Raw genomic sequence first — 17508 nt, forward strand, 5'->3', positions numbered from 1 at the left:
CCCGCCGCGGGGGGGGGTGTCGGCGAGACCCCCCGCCGGGGGGGCCCCGCCCCCCCGCCGCGCCGCCCCCCCCCCGGCGGGGCGGCCCCGCCGCTCGCGTACGGGCGGTCAGTCCCGCGGTTCGAGGCGGAAGACCCGCAACTCCCGCCCGGAGCGCTCGACGTACCGGTCGAACGTCGGCCAGACCTTCACCAGCCGGGGCCAGACCTCGGCGCGCTCGGTCCCCTCCAGCAGCCGTGCGGTGACCGGGATCGTACGGCCCCGGTGGTCGACCTCGGCGTTCGGCTCGTGCAGCAGGTTCGTCGTCCACGCGGGATGGTGCTCGCGGCCGAAGTTGCTGCCGACCACGAGGTAGGAGCCGTCCGGTTCGGGCAGGCAGGCCAGCGGCGTCCGGCGGGCCACGCCGCTGCGGTGCCCGGTGGCCGTCAGCACGAGGCTGGGCACGATGTACTGCGCCAGGAGGAGCCGGCCGCCGGACAGCCGGTGCAGCGCGCGGTCCAGGGGCGGGACCACCTTCGGCCCGACCTTGGCGAACCACGCGGATCCGGCCATCCGCTGGACCGGCGGGGAGATGACGGTCTTGAGCCTGCTCGGTGCCATGACAGGTCCTGCCTTTCTGCGGGCGGCACTCGTGGTGTCGTTCGGGGCTGCGTCGCCTGAGCCCGGACCGGGCGCCGGCCGTGCGGCTCTGGCGGGGGAGGGATGTCCGGTACGGCCGGAGGTCGACCGTGCGGCCCGGGCGGGGGAGGGGCGTCCGGCACGGCCGGTGGCCGGGCGTCCTGCCCGGGCGGGAGCCGGGCGTCCGGAACGGCCGGTGGCCGGGCGTCCTGCCCGGGCGGGAGCCGGGCGTCCGGCCCGAGCCGGGGCCAGGCGTCCGGCGCGGGCCGGGGCCAGGTGCCCGGCGGCGGCGAGCCAGCGCAGGGAGTCCGTGAGGCTCTCCTCGACCGGCCGGAGCGTGAGGCCGAGCGCGTCGATGGTCGCGGCGTCGTCGGAGGGCACGAGGGTCACCATGATCCGCGCGGCGTCCTGGGTCAGCGGATAGTCGAACGTGCGGATCCGCTTGACCGCGTCCAGCAGCGCCCCGAGCGCGATCATCCCCGCTCCGGGGACCGGGATCCGGCGGCAGCGCACGCCGGTGAGGGCGTCGCAGCGGTCGGCGAGCTCCGGCCAGGTCAGGTAGTGCCCGCCCAGCATGTACCGGCGCGGCCCGAGACCGGGAACGGTCGCACGGGCCACGGCCTCGCCCAGGTCGCGTACGTCGAGGAGCGACACACCGCCGCCCGGCGTCGGCCAGATCAGGTTGAGCGCCCCGGCCAGGCCGGCCATCATCGCGTCCAGGTGCGGTTGCCGGGGGCCGATGACGCCGCCGGGATAGAAGACGGTGACGGGCGCGCCGTCGGCCTGCAGGCGGCGGACGTAGCGTTCGGCCGCGACCTTCGACAGACCGTAGTCCGTACGCGGGTGCGCGAGGGGATCGTCCGCCCGGATCACCGGCCCCGCCGGTGGGACGAACGCCGCGACCGTGGACACGTGGATCACCGGGTCGAGTCCCCGGGCGACCGCGCCACCGACCACGTTGCGGGTGCCGGCGACGTTGACCTCCAGGACGCTCGTGCGGGGGTCGGTGACGCCGAGCGCGGCCGCGGCGTGGACGACGGCGTCGCAGCCGTCGAGGGCCTGGGCGACCGCCTTCGCGTCGAGCATGTCTCCGGGATACATCTCCACGGCCTCCGCGTCGATGCCCACACCGCCGAGGACCGTGGCCGCCCGGCGGGGGTCGCGTACGAGCACTCGCACGTGGTGACCCGCCCGGAGCAGCGCCGCGACGGTGTACGAGCCCACGAATCCGGAACCACCGGTGACGAGAACGCGCATGAGATCAAACTAGCGCTTGGTGTCCGATCGAGGCAGGAGTGGCAGGGGGTCGCGAGTAACGGATCGGCCTTGTCCGGTCAATTCGTGGACGAGGGGCGTGCCGCGGTTTAGCTTAAGTGGCACGTCTGAAATGTCCTGACAATCGCAATCCGACGTGGAACGTTCCAAAACGCCTCCCGTCAGGTCGCGGGCGTCCTGATAGAGATCGCCGACCAGGAGGACTCTATGAGAATCGGGCTCGCCGGGGCCGGCCGCATCGGTGCCCGCCACGCAGAAACCCTCCGCGCGCTGTCCTCTGTCGACGGCTTCGTGGTGGCCGATCCGGACGGGGAGCGGGCGCGCCGGCTTGCAGAGGAGTACGGCGGGTCGGTCGCCGAATCGGTCGACGCCCTGTTCGGTGAGCGGCTGGACGGCCTGGTGGTCGCCGCCGCGACGGACGCGCACGCCGAACTCGTGACCCGGGCCGTGCGGGCGGCCATCCCGACCTTCTGCGAGAAACCGGTCGCGCCGGACAGTCTTGGAACGCTCCAAGTCGTTCGTGAAGTGCGCGCGGCGGGCGTCCCCGTGCAGGTCGGATTCCAGCGCCGCTTCGACGCCGGCCACGTCGCGCTCCGGGACGCCGTCGCGGCCGGCCGCCTCGGCCGGCTGCACACCGTACGGTCCTGCACGCTCGATCCCGCGCCGCCGCCCGCCGCGTACGTCCGGGTATCCGGCGGCATCTTCCGCGACTGCGCCGTCCACGACATCGACGCGGTCCGGTTCGTGACCGGGCGGCAGGTCGTCGAGGTCACGGCGACCGGGGCCAACAAGGGGGAGGAGTACTTCGCCGCGTGCGACGACGTCGACACCTGCGCGGCCGTGCTCACCTTCGACGACGGGACCCTCGCCCTCATCACCGAGACCCGCTACAACGGCGCCGGATACGACGTCCGCTTCGAGGCGTTCGGCGCCAAGGACAGCCTCGCGGCCGGGCTGAACACCGGGACGCCGCTGACGCCGGTCGACGGCGGCCCGGCGGCCGCCACGCTGGGCGCGCTGCCCTGCCAGGGCTTCCTCGAGCGGTTCGGGCCGGCGTACGAGGCCGAGCTCGCGACCTTCCTCCGGGTCGCCGCCGGGCAGGCCGAGAGTCCGTGCCCGCCGGAGGAGGCCCTGGAGGCGTTCTACGTGGCCGAGGCGTGCGACCGGTCCCGCCGGGAGCGGCGCGCCGTGAGGATCGAGGAGGTCCGGAAGTGAGGATCGCGGGTGCGCCCATCTCCTGGGGTGTGTGCGAGGTACCGGGATGGGGTCACCAGATGTCCCCGGACCGGGTGCTGGCCGAGATGCGGGACACGGGGCTGACCGCGACCGAGTTCGGCCCGGACGGGTTCCTGCCGGCCGACCCGGCCGAACGCGAGGCGCTGCTGGCCTCCTACGGTCTGACGGCGGTCGGGGGCTTCGTCCCGGTCGTCCTGCACGAGCCGGAGCGCGATCCGCTGCCGGAGGTGGAGCGGGCGCTGCGCGGGTTCGGCGACGCACCGATGCTCGTGCTGGCGGCCGTCACCGGCCGGGACGGGTACGACGAGCGCCCGGTGCTGTCCGCCCGTGACTGGACGACGCTGCTGACCAACCTCGACCGCATCGCGGCGTACGCCGCGGGGCTGGGACGCCGGACGGCCCTGCACCCGCACGTCGGCACGATCGTCGAAGGCCCGGACGAGGTCGACCGGGTCCTGACCGGCTCCGGCGTACCCTTCTGCCTGGACACCGGGCACCTGCTGATCGGCGGCACCGACCCGCTCGCGCTGGCGCGGTCGGCCGCGGACCGCATCGCACACGTGCACCTCAAGGACGTCGACGCGAGCGCCGCCGACCGGGTGCGCGCGGGCCGGGCCACGTACACCGAGGCCGTGCGCGACGGGCTGTACCGTCCGCTCGGCACCGGCGACGTGGACATGGCGGGGATCGTGGCGGCGCTCGACCAGGCCGGCTACCAGGGCTGGTACGTCCTCGAACAGGACACCGTCCTGGCCGCCGAGCCGGCGCCCGGCGACGGCCCCGTCGCCGACGTCCGCGCGGGAGTGGCCTTCCTGAACGGCTTGAAAACCGTTGCCGACGTGGGAGGACGTTAACCGGACCGACGACGGGGAATGATCGCCCGCGTCAAGATGGGCAAGCCACCCCCCGGCCCATGTTCGAGATCGGCCGGCACGGGGGTTGTGCGGTGTTCACTGGGTACGTCGGGTCGGGATCCTTCCGTTCAGGCCGCCGAGGCTCGGCCGGCGCGAATGTCCGGTGGCCGGCCCTCGTCACGGCGGTCGCGCTGGGCTCGGCCGCCGGATGCTCCGGCGGCGGCTCCCACCACCAGCGCGGGCCGATGACCGCGGCGACGGCCCTGAAGCCCGTCGCCGCCGAAGTGCAGGAGGCCGCGGCCCGGGTGTGGCCGGAGGCGGCGAAGATCTGGCCCGGCACGGTCCTCAAGGACCGGCGGGTCATCCTCGGCGAGGGCGGCCGGGCGCGGTTGGTCAGCGTGGACGGCGTGACGGACCTGAGCGCGGCCGAGCTGCGCAAAAGGAAGATCGACATCCCGCGCGGCGGCTCCTCCTACGCCACCTGGGACGGGCACCCCGCCGTCATCCTGAACGTCGCCGACCCCTCGTACAAGTCGGACTCGGTGACGTCCGGGATGCCGCTGTCCGCCACGTTGTTCGCCGCCGCGACGGACGAGCTCTTCCACGCCACGCAGCAGAGCTGGCAGGCGTGGAGGAAGAGCGGCGAGATGCTGCGCGGCACGGACGTCCCGCTCGCCGTCACGCCCCGGCTGTACCGGGCCATGGTCTACAACGACATGGTCGCCGCCTTCAACGCGCCCAAGCAGCGGAACCAGCGGCTGGCCGGTGCGGCGTACTGGTGGTCGAGGTGGCACAAGGAGTTCCCCGGTGAGGTGAAGCGGGCCGCGGTCACCGACATCGGCGACGGCGCGGCGGGCTACTTCGGCGCCATCTCGATGGCCATGGCGATGGGCGCCAAACGCGAGGACCTCCCGGCGATCCGCAAGAACGCGCAGCTCCGGCCGCTGGAGGGGAGGCTCGATCCCGGGCAGATCACCCTGGACGGGGAGAGCACGGAGCTGGGCGGCGTCGCCGGCCTGCTCCTCGACGAGACCCGCAAGGACTGGAAGCGGCAGGTCACCCAGGGCCGCCAGACGCCGGTCGACCTGCTGCTCACGGGCGTGAACCCCGTCGCCGAGCCGGCGCCGGACTCGCTCCGGCAGTCCATCCAGGACATCCTCAGCAAGCTGAACACCGATCTGATCCCGCGGCTGAACCCTCTCGTCTCCGCCTACCGGGACACCGGGCACGCACTCGTCCTCGTCCCGATGAACACGGCCGAGGGCGACCTGGATGCGGGCGGCTACTACGTCTCCCATGAGGTCCCGTACGAGATCCTCGCCCGGCTCACCGGCACGTTCCGGCTGAAGAGCGGGACGCTCCAGGCCAAGGAGGCGTCCGTGCTCGCGGGGGTGGTCGACGGCCGCTCGTATCTGATCATTCCCACCGGCGACAAGGGCACCAAGGGCCAGGTGTCGTCGAACCGGGCGCAGTTCGACGGCGGGTCCCTGACCGGCTCCTTCCAGGTGTCGCCGCGCCACGAGGGCGGCCGCGAGCAGTTCGTCGCGCGCTGAGTCGCGCGCCCGGCCAGGGGAGGTCGCGGGCGTCAGCGCGGCGACGGGACCGAGCCCAGGTCGGGCGGCCCGATCGTACGGGCGCGGATGTGGCCGATGCCCGACCGGGTCGCGAGCACGACGAGCCGGTCGCCGGGGATCAGCAGGTAGCCGTCCTGCACGTCCCAGTCGAAGCGCGGGCGGCCGCGGCGGCCGAGTGCCAGCACGCGGGCCTCGCCGGGGAGGTTCGCCTCCCGCAGCGGCCGGCCGTCGAGCTCGGAACCCTCGCCGATCGGCATGTCGGCGATCAGCATGACGCTTCGGCCGACCGGGATCGTCCCGATGACCTGGCGCTCCAGCATGGCGGCGGCGAACGCCGGGGCCGCCAGGAAGGACACGCTGCGCGACACCGGGATCTTGAAGTTGCGGTGCACGCGCGCCGCCAGGTCGTCGTCGAACAGCCGGAGCACGACGCGGACGTTGTCCCGCAGGGCGCGGGCGTTCAGCCCGGCCTCCAGGTTGGCGATGTCGTCGCTCGTGACGGTGACGACGGCACGGCAGGTGCCGACCCACGCCGCGCGGAGCGTCTCCCCTCGGGTGGCGTCGCCGAACACGATCGGCAGCCCCAGGCGGCGGGCCAGGGGCACGCCGACCGCGTCCTCGTCGGCCTCGACGCAGACCACCGGGACGCCGAGGTCGTGGAGCTGCGACACGACCCGGAGGCCGACCCCGCCGAGGCCGACGACCACGACGTGCCCGCTGATCGGATCGCGCAGCCGCTCGAGCGGCCCCGCGAGCCGGGCCCGGACCACCGCGTCGACGACCGCGGCGGTGATCGCGGGCACCAGCGCGAGGCCGCCGAGCGTGATGATCACCTGTGTCACCTTGGCCGCCCCGCTCAGGTCCGGGTCGGGGTTGGCGGCGCCGGCGATGTCGAGGAGGACGAGGTACAGCGAGTACGTGAAGCCGTGGCCGTCGCTGATGCTGAGCGCGGTGCTCCCCACGGTGACCAGCATCAGCAGGGCGACCGCCACCTGGAGGAGTCGCCGGCTGAGCACCAGGCGCAGGCTCCGGGTGAGCCCGGACACCGGACGCTGGGCCACCGGAGGGCCGGAGAGGGACGTGGGCGACGTGCCGTCGGCGACCGCGAGCACCAGGTTGGCCCGTTCCTGGTCCACCGGAAGCAGGCGTGGTCTCCCGTCCGGTCTGCGGGTGTCCGCGAGCGCGCAGATGACGTTGCGGACGCGGTCGCTGCGGTGGGCGACGTAGAGGGTGCGGCCCGCCACGCGGACGTGGCTGGGCGGCAGGTCCCCGAGGGCGGCGGCCACGAACGACGGCGCGGCGACCGCGCTGTCGGACAGCACGGCGCAGTCCTTGAAGAGCGTGCGGATGCGGTTGCCCAGGGTGGTGTTCGACATCCGGACGACCAGCCGGATGTCGGGGTTGAGCTCCTGGACCCGCAGCGCCGCGTGGATGTTGCCGACCTCGCTGTTGCTCACGAGGGCGACCGCGAGCGCCGACTCGATGTGCACGGCCCGGAACGCCTCGTCGTCCAGCTCCGCCGCCTCGTGCACCCGGACGCGGGGCAGCTCGGCGATCTGCGGCCCGTGGTTGCGTCTCTTGGAGGGCACGATGACGGTGACGTCCTGCAGGTAACGCGTGGACAGCTCGTCGGCCAGCCGGAAGGCGAGCGGCGTGTCGCCGCAGACGATCAGGCGACCGCGAACGGGGCTCCGGAGGCGGGGGACGACGGTCGGCACGGCGTGATCATAACGGCCACGGCTCCGACGCTCTGTGTACGGACGCACGCAGCGCGGGCCCGATGACGGCGGGCTTGCCGTCGCCGGGCCGACTCTCTAATGTCCCAAGCAAGCGCTTGCCAAGAGGCGGGTGCGGGCCGGAACGACGGGAGCGGCGCATGCGGCGGGGCATCTGTCTGCTGGAAGAGGTCGAGTTCCATCCGATGAACTCGCGGCGGCCGCTCGAGTACCTGCGGTGGCTCACCGCGTACAAGAAGGAGGACGAGACGCTCGAACCCGGCCGGCACGTGCTCACGAAGGGGCGGTCGATCCGCTCGCGCGACATCGACCTGGTCGGCGCCTTCTACGCCGTCGGCATCACCGGGCATCCGCAGTTCAAGGTCGTCACGCTGTGGGACTGCCGCGGCGGCTGGGACGGCGGGTGGCGGCAGATGCTGGAGATCTACACCGGCGTCAAGGAGAACCTCTTCCTGTCCTCCATCGACGACCTGCGCTTCACCGCCTACTCCCGGCCGCTCGGCGCCGCCCCGGGCGGCCCGGCCCTGGCCGACGCGACGGGCGCGGAGCTCTTCGTCCTCGAGAGCGCCCGCGTACGCCCCGGCGCGGCGCTCGACTACCTGGCGGCGGTCCGGGAGGAGCGCGTCCCCCTGCTCGCCGACCACGGCCACCGCCCCGTCGGCCTGTACGAGGTGCTGCTGTGCGACACCGAGGTCGTCACCGTCTGGGCGACCGACCTCGACTCCCACCTCGCGCTGCAGCGGTCGTACGACGCCGCGCTCGGGCTGGACGACGAGATCGACGCCGACGAACGCCTGCTCGCCTGGCGCAAGCGCGCCCGCGAGTTCCTCGACGGCACCTGGCGCGAGACGCTCCTGTCCCCGTACCCAGGCTCCCGCCTCGCGCCCGCCTGACCCGTCAGGTGCCGGCCAGGCGCTCCACGACGGGAACGAACGCGTCGAGGTCGGCCTCGTTGTGCAGGACGTAGTACGAGACGCCGAGGTCGTCGCGCCAGTGCCGGAGCGCGTCGCAGACGGCCGGCGTCCCGCCGGTGAGCACCTGCGGGGTTCCGGACTGCGCGGCGGGGTCGGCGGCGCTCCACGCCTCGGTCGTACGGCCCGGGCCGACCCGCAGCACCGACGTGCCCAGCTCGATCGCCTCGAACCGGGACCCCGCCGCCTCCCGTACGATCTCGATCTTGCGCCGGAAGGCGTCGGGGCCGCCGTCCGCGGTGTCCGGTCCGGAGCCGTCCGCGCGCACCCGCAGGGTGAGGTTGACGACGTCGGCCTCCCGGGCGGCCAGGCGCAGCATCCGCGGGCCCCCGCCACCCAGGACCAGCGGGGGGTGCGGGCGCTGCACGGGAAGCGGCCGCTGCTCCAGCCCGCTGAGGGTGTAGTGCTCGCCAGTGAAGGAGTACGGGCCGCCGCGCCACAGCCCCTTGAGCACCTGGATCGCCTCGGCGAGGCGTGAGATGCGGGTGCCGGGCGGGTCGAGCCGCAGCCCGGCGCCCGCGTAGTCCCGGGCCATCCACCCGGTGCCGAGGCCGAACTCGAGCCGGCCGCCGGACAGCAGGTCGATCGTCGCCGCCTCCTTGGCGAGCACGGCCGGGTGCCGGAAGTCGTTGGCGAAGACCAGCGTGCCGACCCGGAGCCGGGTGGTCGCGCACGCCGCGGCGGTCAGCGCGGCGATCGGCGCGAACCGGGGGCCGACGAGATGGTCGGGGACGAGGAGGACGTCGAAGCCGGAGTCCTCGAGCCGGCGGGCCTTGGCGGCCCACGCGGCGGCCGTGTCCGCGTCGCGGAGGACGGCGCCGAAACGGAACGGGCGCTTCACCCCACAAGGCTATACCAAGCGCTTGCTCGCTGCCCGACGAGCGTCTATCGTCGCGGCAGGACGGCGTCGCGGCGTCCGTCGACCGAGCGGTTTCCGGTGATCGAGCGTGGTCGCCGGGCGGGCCGTTCGACGCGACGGGGTCCGCGGCCAGGCCCGTGGCGGCGATTCGAGGCGGTGTCGATGGCTGCACCCGTACGGGACGTGACCGAGGAAGAGGTCCGCTTCTTCCGCGCCAACGGCTGGGTACGGCTGCCCGGCCTCGTCGGACCGGACTTCGTCGACCGGCTGCGGCGGCGCGCCCTCGACCACCTCGCCGCCCGCCGCCGGGCACCCGGCGCGGGCTTCGTCGACGAGGCGTTCGGGCAGGATCGCGACATCGCCGACCGGGACGAGGACTTCCGGGCGCTGGCGACGTCCCCGGCACTCGGCCGCGCGGCGGCGCGCCTGCTGACGGGCGTCGATCGGGTACGGCTGCAGGTCACCAACGTGCTCGTCAAAGAACCGGGCCGGCACGGTCGAACCGTCTTCCACCAGGACTTCCCCTGGATGCCGATGGACACCTCGGCGATGCTGACCGTGTGGCTGGCGCTGTCCGACGTGCCCGCCGACATGGGCTCCCTGCGGTTCTTCACCGGGTCGCACCGGCACGGCACGCTGGGCCGCACCTTCGTCCGGGAGGGCGACGACGCGCTGACCCGCCACCCGTGGCTGCGCGACCTGGAGCTCTCCCCGTCCCTCGACCTGAGGGCCGGAGACGCCACCGTGCACAGCGCGCTGACCGTCCACGGCGCGCCGCAGAACCGCCGGAACACCCCGCGCCTGTCGTTCACCGCGACCTACTTCGACGCCGCCGCGCTCTACACCGGCGCGCCGTACGGCCAGACCGACGGGCTGGGCCTGGAGATCAACCGGCCCTTCGACCACCCGAAGTTCCCCCTCATCCCGGTGGAGTGACATGGTGCAGACCGTTCGCGGACCGGTGGCCGACCCCGGGGCGACGCTGATGCACGAGCACATCTTCGGGCTCAGCCCGGAGATCCTCTGGAACTGGCCGGACCTCCCCGAGGGCTGGGACCTGGAGGAACGCGCCCGCGAGGCCGCGGGAAAGCTCAACGAGCTGAAGGCCGCGGGCGTCGACACGATCGTCGACCTCACCGTGGTCGGCCTCGGCCGGTACGTCCCCGCCGTCCAGCGCGTGGCCGAGCGGACCGAGCTGAACATCGTCGTCGCGACCGGCCTCTACACCTACGACGCGCTGCCGCCGTACTTCGGCAACCGCGGGCCCGGCACGCTCTTCGGCGGCCCGGACCGGCTGGCCGAGTTCTTCGTCCGCGACATCACCGACGGCATCGGCCGTACGGGCGTGCGGGCGGGCATGCTCAAGTGCGCGACCGGGCGGCAGGGCATCACCCCCGGCGTGGAGCGGGTGATGCGCGCGGTCGCCGAGGCCCACCGCGCCACGGGCGTGCCGATCACCACCCACAGCGAGTCCGCCACCCGCAACGGGCTCGACCAGCAGAAGCTCCTCGCCGCCGAGGGCGTCGACCTGGGCCGCGTCGTCATCGGCCACGCCGGCGACTCCACCGACCTCGCCTACCTGGAGGAGCTCATCGCGAACGGCTCGTACCTCGGCATGGACCGGTTCGGCATCGAGTTCACCTCGTTCGAGGACCGGGTCGCGACCGTCGCCGCGCTGTGCGAGCGCGGGCACGCCGGCCGGATGGTGCTGTCCCACGACTCGTACTGCTTCAACGACCGCTTCGACCCCGACGTCGTGCGGCGGCGGCACCCGAACTACCACCTGCTGCACATCTCCCGGGACGTGCTCCCCGCCCTGCGCGGGCGCGGCGTCACCGAGGAGCAGATCCACCAGATGCTGGTCGACAACCCCCGGCGCGTCCTGGGAGGCGCATCGTGAGCGGACCCGAGACGGCGACCGACTTCGACGTCACCGCGGACTGGCACGTCGCCGATCCGTACCCCTTCCTGACCCGCCTGCGCCACGAGCGGCCGGTGTTCTGGAGCGACCACCTGCGCATGTGGGTGCTCACCCGCTACACCGACGTACGGGACGCCTACCGCGACGCCCGCCGGTTCTCCTCCATCGGCTCGCTCACCATCTCCCGTACGCTCACCGACGAGGTCAAGGAGTCGCTCGGCGAGCACCGGTCGTTCCTCGACAACTTCGCCGCCAACGTCGACCCGCCGCAGCACACCCGCATCCGCCGGGCCATCTCCCGCGCGTTCACCCCGCGCGCCGTCGAGCGGCTCGGGGACGCGTTCGCCACCCAGGTCGACGCGGTCCTGGACGCCGTCGAGCCCCGGGAGCACGCCGACCTCGTCGCGGACCTCGCGCATCCGCCGTCGGCGCGGCTGACGGCGGCGTTCATCGGCGTGCCGCCCGAGGACGAGCACCAGGTCAAGCAGTGGGTGTACTCCTGGTTCCAGCTGTTCCTGTCCCCGCAGCCGCCCGCCCGCCAGCGCGAACTCGCCCAGGACTTCCTGAAGTACCTCGACTACGTCGACCGTCTCGTCACCGAACGCCGCGCCGAACCCCGCGAAGACTTCGCCGGGCTCATGGCGGAGCTCATCGACACCGGCCCCGGCGGCCTGTCGCACCGGGAGGTCGTCGAGACCATCAGCGCGCTGCTGCTCGGCGGCAACGACACCGTCCCGAACAGCCTCGGCAACGCCGTCCACCGCATGCAGCGGGACCGCGCGTCCTGGGCGGCCGTCGTCGCCGACCCCGCGCTCGTCCCCAACCTGATCGAGGAGACGCTGCGCATCGACGGCGCCAGCCTCGGCAGCTTCCGCCGCACCACCGAGGACGTCACCCTGCACGGCGTCAGGATCCCGGCGGGCGCGGAGGTGTTCCTGCACGCCGACTCCGCGGGCCACGACGAGACGGTGTTCCCCGACCCCGAGCGGTTCGACATCCGCCGCCCGAACGCCCGTGACCACATGGTCTTCGGCTACGGCATCCACCACTGCGTCGGCGCCGCGCTCGCCCGCCTCGAACTCCGCATCGCCCTCGAGCGCATCACCGCCCGGCTGCCCGGCCTGCGCCTCGTCCCGGACCAGGACGTCGCCTACCGCAAGAGCCTGGTCGGCCGCGGCATCCCCACCCTCCTGGTCGAGTGGTGAGGTTCACGGACCGCGTCGCGCTCGTCACGGGCGGCGGGTCGGGCATCGGCCGCGCCGTCGCGGTGCGACTCGCGGCCGAGGGCGCGCGGGTGGCGGTCGCCGACATCCGGTACGACACCGCGCGCGAGACGGCCGAGATCCTGCGGAGGACGGGTGCCACGGCCCTCGCCCTGGCGGCGGACGTCGGCGACGAGGAGGCCGTACGGCGGATGGTCGCCGACACCGTACGGGAGTTCGGGCGCCTCGACGTGCTGCACAACAACGCCGCCGCGCTCGGCCGCGACGTCTACGGCCGCGACCTGGACCTCACCGCCATGGACGTCGAGGTGTGGGACCGGACGCTCGCGGTGAGCCTGCGCGGGGCGATGCTCGGCTGCAAGCACGCCGTGCCGGCGATGCGGACCGGCGGCGCGATCGTCAACACGTCGTCGGTGTCGGGCCTGCTCGGCGACACGGACCACGCGGCGTACGGCTCCGCCAAGGCCGCGCTGACCTCGCTCACGCGCTACGTCGCGACCATGTACGGCGCGCGGGGCATCCGCTGCAACGCCGTCGCCCCCGGCCTCGTCCTGACCGACGTCGCCCGCGCCGTGATGACGCCCGAACGGCTGGCCGAGAAGGCCGCCGAACGCGTCCTGCCGTACGCGGCCGAACCCGCGGACGTCGCGGCGCTGGTCGCCTTCCTCGCCTCCGACGAGGCCCGCTGCATCACCGGCCAGACCATCGTCATCGACAGCGGCACCACCACCCACCGCCCCGAACACGCCATCCGCCAAGCCCAGTCGCCCATCTAACGCCCCCGGCTCCCGCCCGCAAGGCCGCCCCGGATGCCCGGGGAAGGCGTAGCCCGGGCAGGGCGGCGGTGAATGTCTCCGGTGGGCGGCGGTCAGCGTTTCAGAAGTCTGCTGTCGAATCCGGCGTCCACGAGCCGGTCGTAGGCGGCGGCGATCTGGTCGGGAAGGTCCTGTGCGATGGCGAAGCCGAGCCCGGGATATTCGATGATGCGCTGGAGGTCGCCGACGAGCATGTCGATCACCAGGCGTTCGTCGCCGATGGATTTGAGGTAGTCGTCGAAGCTCAACGGTTCTGACGCGCAGACGGGTTCGACCTGGGGCCAGAATTTGCGGCAGGTCGCATATGCCCGTCGTTCCATGTACGGCTTGCTGATCAACAGCACCGAGGAGGTTTCGACACCGGCCTGCTGTAGCGCTTGCCGGGACATGGTGATGTTGTCACCGGTGTTCTTCGCACACGGTTCGACGATGATCGCGGAGCGGGGTACGCCCAGGGCCACGGCGTGTTCGGCGTAGTGGACGGCTTCGCCGCGCGGGAACCGCTCGGCGGTGGTGGGGCTGTTGGCGCCGCTGAACACCAGCACCGGGAACAGACCGGCGCGGTACAGCTCCGCGGCAAAGCCCGCCACGCCCAGGTCATGGCTGCCCAGCCCGATCGCCGCCGAACACGGCCGGAGCCGGTGACGCATCTGGTGATAGTCCCAGATGATCTCGGCGTCGGCGCGCTGGGCATCGGTGACGGCGATTCGCGCGTCGGTCACGAAGTCTCCCTTTTAGTCATCGTCTTACGTTGATCCCGCCGAAGTGCTCCACCTCATGGCGGATGGCATCGATGCTGCGAAGTTGATGGTTCAGCCTGCAGTCGTGAGCGAGCCGGCCGGTTTCCTCCAGCCGGGCAATACCCTCGTCGCGTGTGGCGCGATCGGACACCAGGATGTGCGCGTATGCAGTGTTGAGGCGTACGCGCTGCATGGGCGTGTCCTGAGCGCCGCCGGTGCGGGCAGCCTCGATCAGGCGCAGTGCCTGATCGATGTCACCGGCGCCGCGGTAGGCCAGTGCGAGCTTTTGATGGGCCACCGACCAGTCCTCGGCTTCATCGAGGTCTTCAAAAACATTCGTTGCCTCGGCCATCACGCGAGCGGCGTATTGGTGCTCGCCGGCCTTGCTCAGCGCCGTTCCCACCCACAGCAGCGAGCGGGCGCGGTCGCGGTCGCTGAGCCGCTCGTCGTCGGCGAACAGTCGATAGCGGCGTGCGGCGCTATGTAGATCACCGACCATCTCGTCGATCACCGCCAGCGACAGTGAGACCTGAGCGATCCGGCATGGGATGTCCAGATCGGCGAACATGCTCAGTGCCCTCCGGTAGGAGCGTTGTGCTGACCCGGGACCGACCAGCATGCCCTGATCGCGCTGCACATCACCGGCCAAGACGAGCGAACGGGCACGGAGATATAGCCCCCGGGCGTCGAGCCGGTCGGCGGGGAACCGGAGTAACCAGCGGTTGATGAGCGCGCTGGCTGCCGGGAAGTTCTGTCGGCTCAGGTAGACGACGGCTCGTTCGATGTCATCGGCCCAGGCTTCGTGACTCCACGAATGCACGCCTGCCTCACCGGCCGGTGTGCCGGCCATGGGGCCGATTTCCGCCAGCAGCGATTGGAAGCGTTGTTGAGCGGCGGCGTCTGCGCGGTTCAGCGCAGTGTCCAAGATCGCCTGGGTGTCGGGGCGCGGCACGATGGCGGCTTGGAGTTTCTCCCACTTGGCAACCGTACGAACGTTGACCCCCAGCTCCTCGGCGAAGGCTCGGATGCTCATCCGAACGGCCCTGCGCAGCGCTCGGGCCTCCCGGCCAGTCCAGTGACGCACAGTGGGCACGCGCGTACCACCTCCTCTCCAGTCCGATCGAAGCATGTTCCCCCTGCTTGATGCATCGAAAGTGCAACGCGAGTACAACATCGGACCGTTTCGGCCGCGCCTTGCGGCATCGATGCTCGAGGCCAGTCGCGATGGGGACGGGTACCGGTCGCGACGGCACGGATCGTGCGACAGGACCGGGAACAGGGGACAACCGATGGTGAACGAGAGTGGCCGCAGCCGGGATCTGTGCCGGCTGGTCGAACTCTGCCGGGAGCTGGCGAAGCTCGGCGTGCACGTGGGGGTCAGCGACGCGCGGCCGGCGCTGTCGGCTCGCGGTGATCTCACCGGCCGGAAGGTGTGGGTCGAGATCGATGCAGGGTCGTTCGTGTGGCGGCGGGACGACCTGGCACGGCATCCGGCGGACGACCCGGCCGGCGCGGCGGCACACCTGACCGACTACCTGAAGAACCGCGACACCGGACCCGGCGGTCGGCCATGAGACCCGATCAGGCTCGGTACCACGCTCCAGACATGACCCACCTGTCCGGCGGTCCTGTGGGGACGATGAGGGCCGGTTCGGGCATGGTGCTTCGGCGGCGGTTTCCCGGCCTGGTGTTCTGGTACGGCCTCCGTACGCGCTCGTGGTGGGCGATGGTGCGGGTTTCGCAAGGGTGGCGGCTCGTCGAGGCCGTGGACGCCGACGAGCTGACCCAGGCGGTTCTGATGGCGGCCACCTGGCCGTACCCGCCGGCGCGGCGACCGGCCCTCGCCCCGAAGCGTTCGGGTCATTTCGGCTCGGCGTTCGACAAGAAGGGGAGCTCCATGGGGATATCGGACAAGTGGCGGGGGAACGCATGACCGCGTTGGAGGACTTCGAGCTGTCGCGGGTGGACGCGTTCTTCCGCAAGATCACCAGTCGATACGAGGTACCCGAGCCGGTATCCGCGCTGGTGATCACCCACCTGCTGGGGGAACGGCCTGCATTCCTGCGGGCGGTCGGGCGGCTGGCCGAGGTCGCCGCCGTCCTGCCCAAGCCGAAGTCGATCGACGCGCGGGCACTGGAGGAGGTCAAGACCTTCTTTCCGGTGGACGGTCTGGAGCGTGCGGCGTTCGCCGACCCGACCCGTGCGCTGGAGTATCTCGAATCGCGGGCGGCTGGCCGACAGATCGTGTTGCTGGACGTTGGCGGATACTTCGCGCCTGCCCTGGAGCACGTGTGCGCCGAGTTCTCCGGTCAGATCGTCGGAGTGGTGGAGGACACCGAGAACGGACACCAGCGGTACGAGGCGCTGGGCAAGCTGCCCTGCCCGGTGTTCAGCGTCGCCCGCTCACCGCTCAAGGACCCCGAGGACTACCTCGTGGGACAGTCGGTCACCTTCTCCGCCGAGGCACTGATCCGGGCGCGGGGCGACATCCTGCAGGGCCGCCCGGCGGCCGTCATCGGGTACGGGAAGCTGGGCCGGTCGGTGGCGGCGATGCTGCACGCCAAGCACGTCGGCGTGACCGTCTACGACTCCGACCCCATCCGGCGGGCACAAGCCCTCTCCCAAGGGTTCCGTACCACCTCCACCCTGGCCCAGGCCATCGCAGGAGCCGGAGTGATCGTCTGCGCCACCGGAAACCTGGCGTTGCGCGAAGACGACTTCGCCAGGATTTCCAACGGCGCCTACATCGCCAGCGTGACCAGCAGCGATGACGAGCTGGAACTGGGAGCACTCGACGGACTGTACGAGCGGACCCCGACCGAGGAACACATCACCCGATACGCCCGAACCGGGCACTACTTCTACGTCCTGGCCGACGGGAATGCCGTCAACTTCCTTCACGGCGCGAGCGTCGGTGCTTTCATCTTCCTGGTGCAGGCCGAGATCCTGGCCGCGCTCGGGTCCTTGGCCGCCGCCGGCCACGAACCCGGACTACACGAACTGGACGCGACCGAACGCAGCCTGATCGCGACGACCTGGCTGCGCTACTTCGATGGGACCTCATGAGCAGCATCGGTATCGAGGAGATCCGTTCCACCCTGGCGCGTTACCTCGACCGCCGTCCCGACGAGGCCGACCAGCTTCGGCCCCTGTCCGAGGCTTTGGCGGCCGGAGCCGAGCTGACCTCACGCAAGGAGTTCAATGGCGGGCACATCACGTGCGGGGCCGTCGTGATCGACCAGGACGGACGCCTGCTGCTGATCCAGCACAAGGCACTCGGGCGGTGGCTCCTGCCCGGAGGCCATCTGGAGCCGGAGGATTTCAACCTGCCGGGGGCGGCCCTGCGCGAGCTGGAAGAGGAGACCGGCATCTCCTGGCACGACGCGGTAGCCCAGTCCGGCCACGACGCGACCCCAGTGGACATCGACCTGCACGCCATCCCGGCCAACCCGGCCAAGGGCGAGCCCGAACACTGGCACGCCGACTTCCGCTGGCTGCTCCGGGTACAGGAGCCGAAGGTCGTACTTCAGGCTGAAGAGGTCGACGGCTACGCCTGGCGTCCCTGCGCCGACGCCCCCACGCCCAAGCTGGCCGCCAAGCTCGCGACCCTGTGACCTCCGCAGTGTCGAAGGCGGGGAGTGACATGAGCGCTCGAAAGACCTGGGCCGACAAGCGAGCTGAGATTC

17 protein-coding genes are annotated in these 17508 nt (G+C 71.9%); 12 read left to right on the forward strand and 5 right to left on the reverse strand.

The window, feature by feature from the left end; all coding sequences use genetic code 11:
- Positions 1-108: 108 nt before the first annotated feature.
- Positions 109-1875 carry a nitroreductase family deazaflavin-dependent oxidoreductase gene (locus tag AB0L00_RS14200; protein ID WP_364433013.1) on the reverse strand — a complete coding sequence of 589 codons (1767 nt, stop codon included), beginning with the start codon at positions 1873-1875 and terminating at the stop codon, positions 109-111.
- 225 nt (positions 1876-2100) lie between these two features.
- Between AB0L00_RS14200 and AB0L00_RS14205 the strand changes: the two genes are divergently transcribed.
- The 3 genes from AB0L00_RS14205 to AB0L00_RS14215 all read left to right on the forward strand — a co-directional run bounded on the left by AB0L00_RS14205 (position 2101) and on the right by AB0L00_RS14215 (position 5536).
- Complete coding sequence (locus AB0L00_RS14205) at positions 2101-3108, forward strand: Gfo/Idh/MocA family oxidoreductase (RefSeq protein WP_364433016.1); 1008 nt, start codon at positions 2101-2103, stop codon at positions 3106-3108.
- Positions 3105-3983, forward strand: coding sequence for a TIM barrel protein (locus AB0L00_RS14210; protein WP_364433019.1), 879 nt, complete (start codon positions 3105-3107; stop codon positions 3981-3983). Before AB0L00_RS14205 ends, AB0L00_RS14210 begins: the two co-directional genes overlap by 4 nt.
- 245 nt (positions 3984-4228) lie before the next feature.
- A complete protein-coding gene (locus tag AB0L00_RS14215) occupies positions 4229-5536 on the forward strand; it encodes a hypothetical protein (RefSeq protein WP_364433021.1) in 1308 nt (435 codons plus the stop codon).
- A 32-nt stretch (positions 5537-5568) separates the two neighbouring features.
- Here the strand turns inward: AB0L00_RS14215 and AB0L00_RS14220 are convergent, their stop codons facing one another.
- Positions 5569-7275: an NAD-binding protein gene (locus tag AB0L00_RS14220; protein ID WP_364433023.1), complete on the reverse strand. Its 1707-nt coding sequence runs from the start codon at positions 7273-7275 to the stop codon at positions 5569-5571.
- Positions 7276-7433: 158 nt separating this feature from the next.
- On the opposite strand from AB0L00_RS14220, the gene AB0L00_RS14225 reads away from it, so the two are divergent.
- Positions 7434-8186: a hypothetical protein gene (locus AB0L00_RS14225; RefSeq protein WP_364433025.1), complete on the forward strand. Its 753-nt coding sequence runs from the start codon at positions 7434-7436 to the stop codon at positions 8184-8186.
- 4 nt (positions 8187-8190) lie between these two features.
- Here AB0L00_RS14225 and AB0L00_RS14230 read toward each other — a convergent pair whose 3' ends face one another.
- Entirely contained in the window at positions 8191-9105 is a 915-nt protein-coding gene (locus tag AB0L00_RS14230; protein ID WP_364433028.1) for a TIGR03621 family F420-dependent LLM class oxidoreductase, read from the reverse strand.
- A gap of 180 nt (positions 9106-9285) precedes the next feature.
- Here AB0L00_RS14230 and AB0L00_RS14235 point away from each other — a divergent pair, with 180 nt between their 5' ends.
- Genes AB0L00_RS14235 through AB0L00_RS14250 form a run of 4 tightly spaced genes read left to right on the forward strand, consistent with a single transcriptional unit; the run spans position 9286 to position 13043 of the window.
- Positions 9286-10059 (forward strand): phytanoyl-CoA dioxygenase family protein, encoded by a 774-nt coding sequence (locus AB0L00_RS14235; protein WP_364433030.1) that lies wholly within the window; start codon positions 9286-9288, stop codon positions 10057-10059.
- A gap of 1 nt (position 10060) precedes the next feature.
- Entirely contained in the window at positions 10061-11023 is a 963-nt protein-coding gene (locus tag AB0L00_RS14240; protein WP_364433032.1) for a phosphotriesterase-related protein, read from the forward strand.
- The gene (locus AB0L00_RS14245; RefSeq protein ID WP_364433034.1) at positions 11020-12249 is read left to right on the forward strand and encodes a cytochrome P450; all 1230 of its coding nucleotides are present in this window, start codon (positions 11020-11022) and stop codon (positions 12247-12249) included. The genes AB0L00_RS14240 and AB0L00_RS14245 overlap by 4 nt, the downstream gene beginning before the upstream one ends.
- Positions 12246-13043, forward strand: a complete 798-nt coding sequence (locus tag AB0L00_RS14250; protein WP_364433036.1) for an SDR family oxidoreductase — start codon at positions 12246-12248, stop codon at positions 13041-13043. Before AB0L00_RS14245 ends, AB0L00_RS14250 begins: the two co-directional genes overlap by 4 nt.
- Positions 13044-13135: 92 nt before the next feature.
- On the opposite strand, the gene AB0L00_RS14255 is transcribed toward AB0L00_RS14250, so the two are convergent.
- The gene (locus tag AB0L00_RS14255) at positions 13136-13804 is read right to left on the reverse strand and encodes a YdcF family protein (protein WP_364433038.1); all 669 of its coding nucleotides are present in this window, start codon (positions 13802-13804) and stop codon (positions 13136-13138) included.
- Between the two features lie 16 nt (positions 13805-13820).
- Entirely contained in the window at positions 13821-14855 is a 1035-nt protein-coding gene (locus AB0L00_RS14260; RefSeq protein ID WP_364433041.1) for a hypothetical protein, read from the reverse strand.
- A gap of 256 nt (positions 14856-15111) precedes the next feature.
- On the opposite strand from AB0L00_RS14260, the gene AB0L00_RS14265 reads away from it, so the two are divergent.
- The 4 genes from AB0L00_RS14265 to AB0L00_RS14280 are packed head-to-tail and all read left to right on the forward strand — an operon-like array spanning position 15112 to position 17436.
- Entirely contained in the window at positions 15112-15396 is a 285-nt protein-coding gene (locus tag AB0L00_RS14265; protein ID WP_364433043.1) for a hypothetical protein, read from the forward strand.
- Positions 15397-15428: 32 nt separating this feature from the next.
- The gene (locus AB0L00_RS14270) at positions 15429-15755 is read left to right on the forward strand and encodes a hypothetical protein (protein WP_364433045.1); all 327 of its coding nucleotides are present in this window, start codon (positions 15429-15431) and stop codon (positions 15753-15755) included.
- On the forward strand, positions 15752-16888 hold the full coding sequence (locus AB0L00_RS14275; protein ID WP_364433047.1) for an adenosylhomocysteinase: 1137 nt from the start codon (positions 15752-15754) through the stop codon (positions 16886-16888). The genes AB0L00_RS14270 and AB0L00_RS14275 overlap by 4 nt, the downstream gene beginning before the upstream one ends.
- The gene (locus tag AB0L00_RS14280; RefSeq protein ID WP_364433049.1) at positions 16885-17436 is read left to right on the forward strand and encodes an NUDIX domain-containing protein; all 552 of its coding nucleotides are present in this window, start codon (positions 16885-16887) and stop codon (positions 17434-17436) included. The genes AB0L00_RS14275 and AB0L00_RS14280 overlap by 4 nt, the downstream gene beginning before the upstream one ends.
- The last annotated feature ends 72 nt before the right edge of the window (positions 17437-17508 follow it).

This window comes from Actinoallomurus sp. NPDC052308, assembly GCF_040679195.1.
Classification (GTDB): domain Bacteria; phylum Actinomycetota; class Actinomycetes; order Streptosporangiales; family Streptosporangiaceae; genus Actinoallomurus; species Actinoallomurus liliacearum.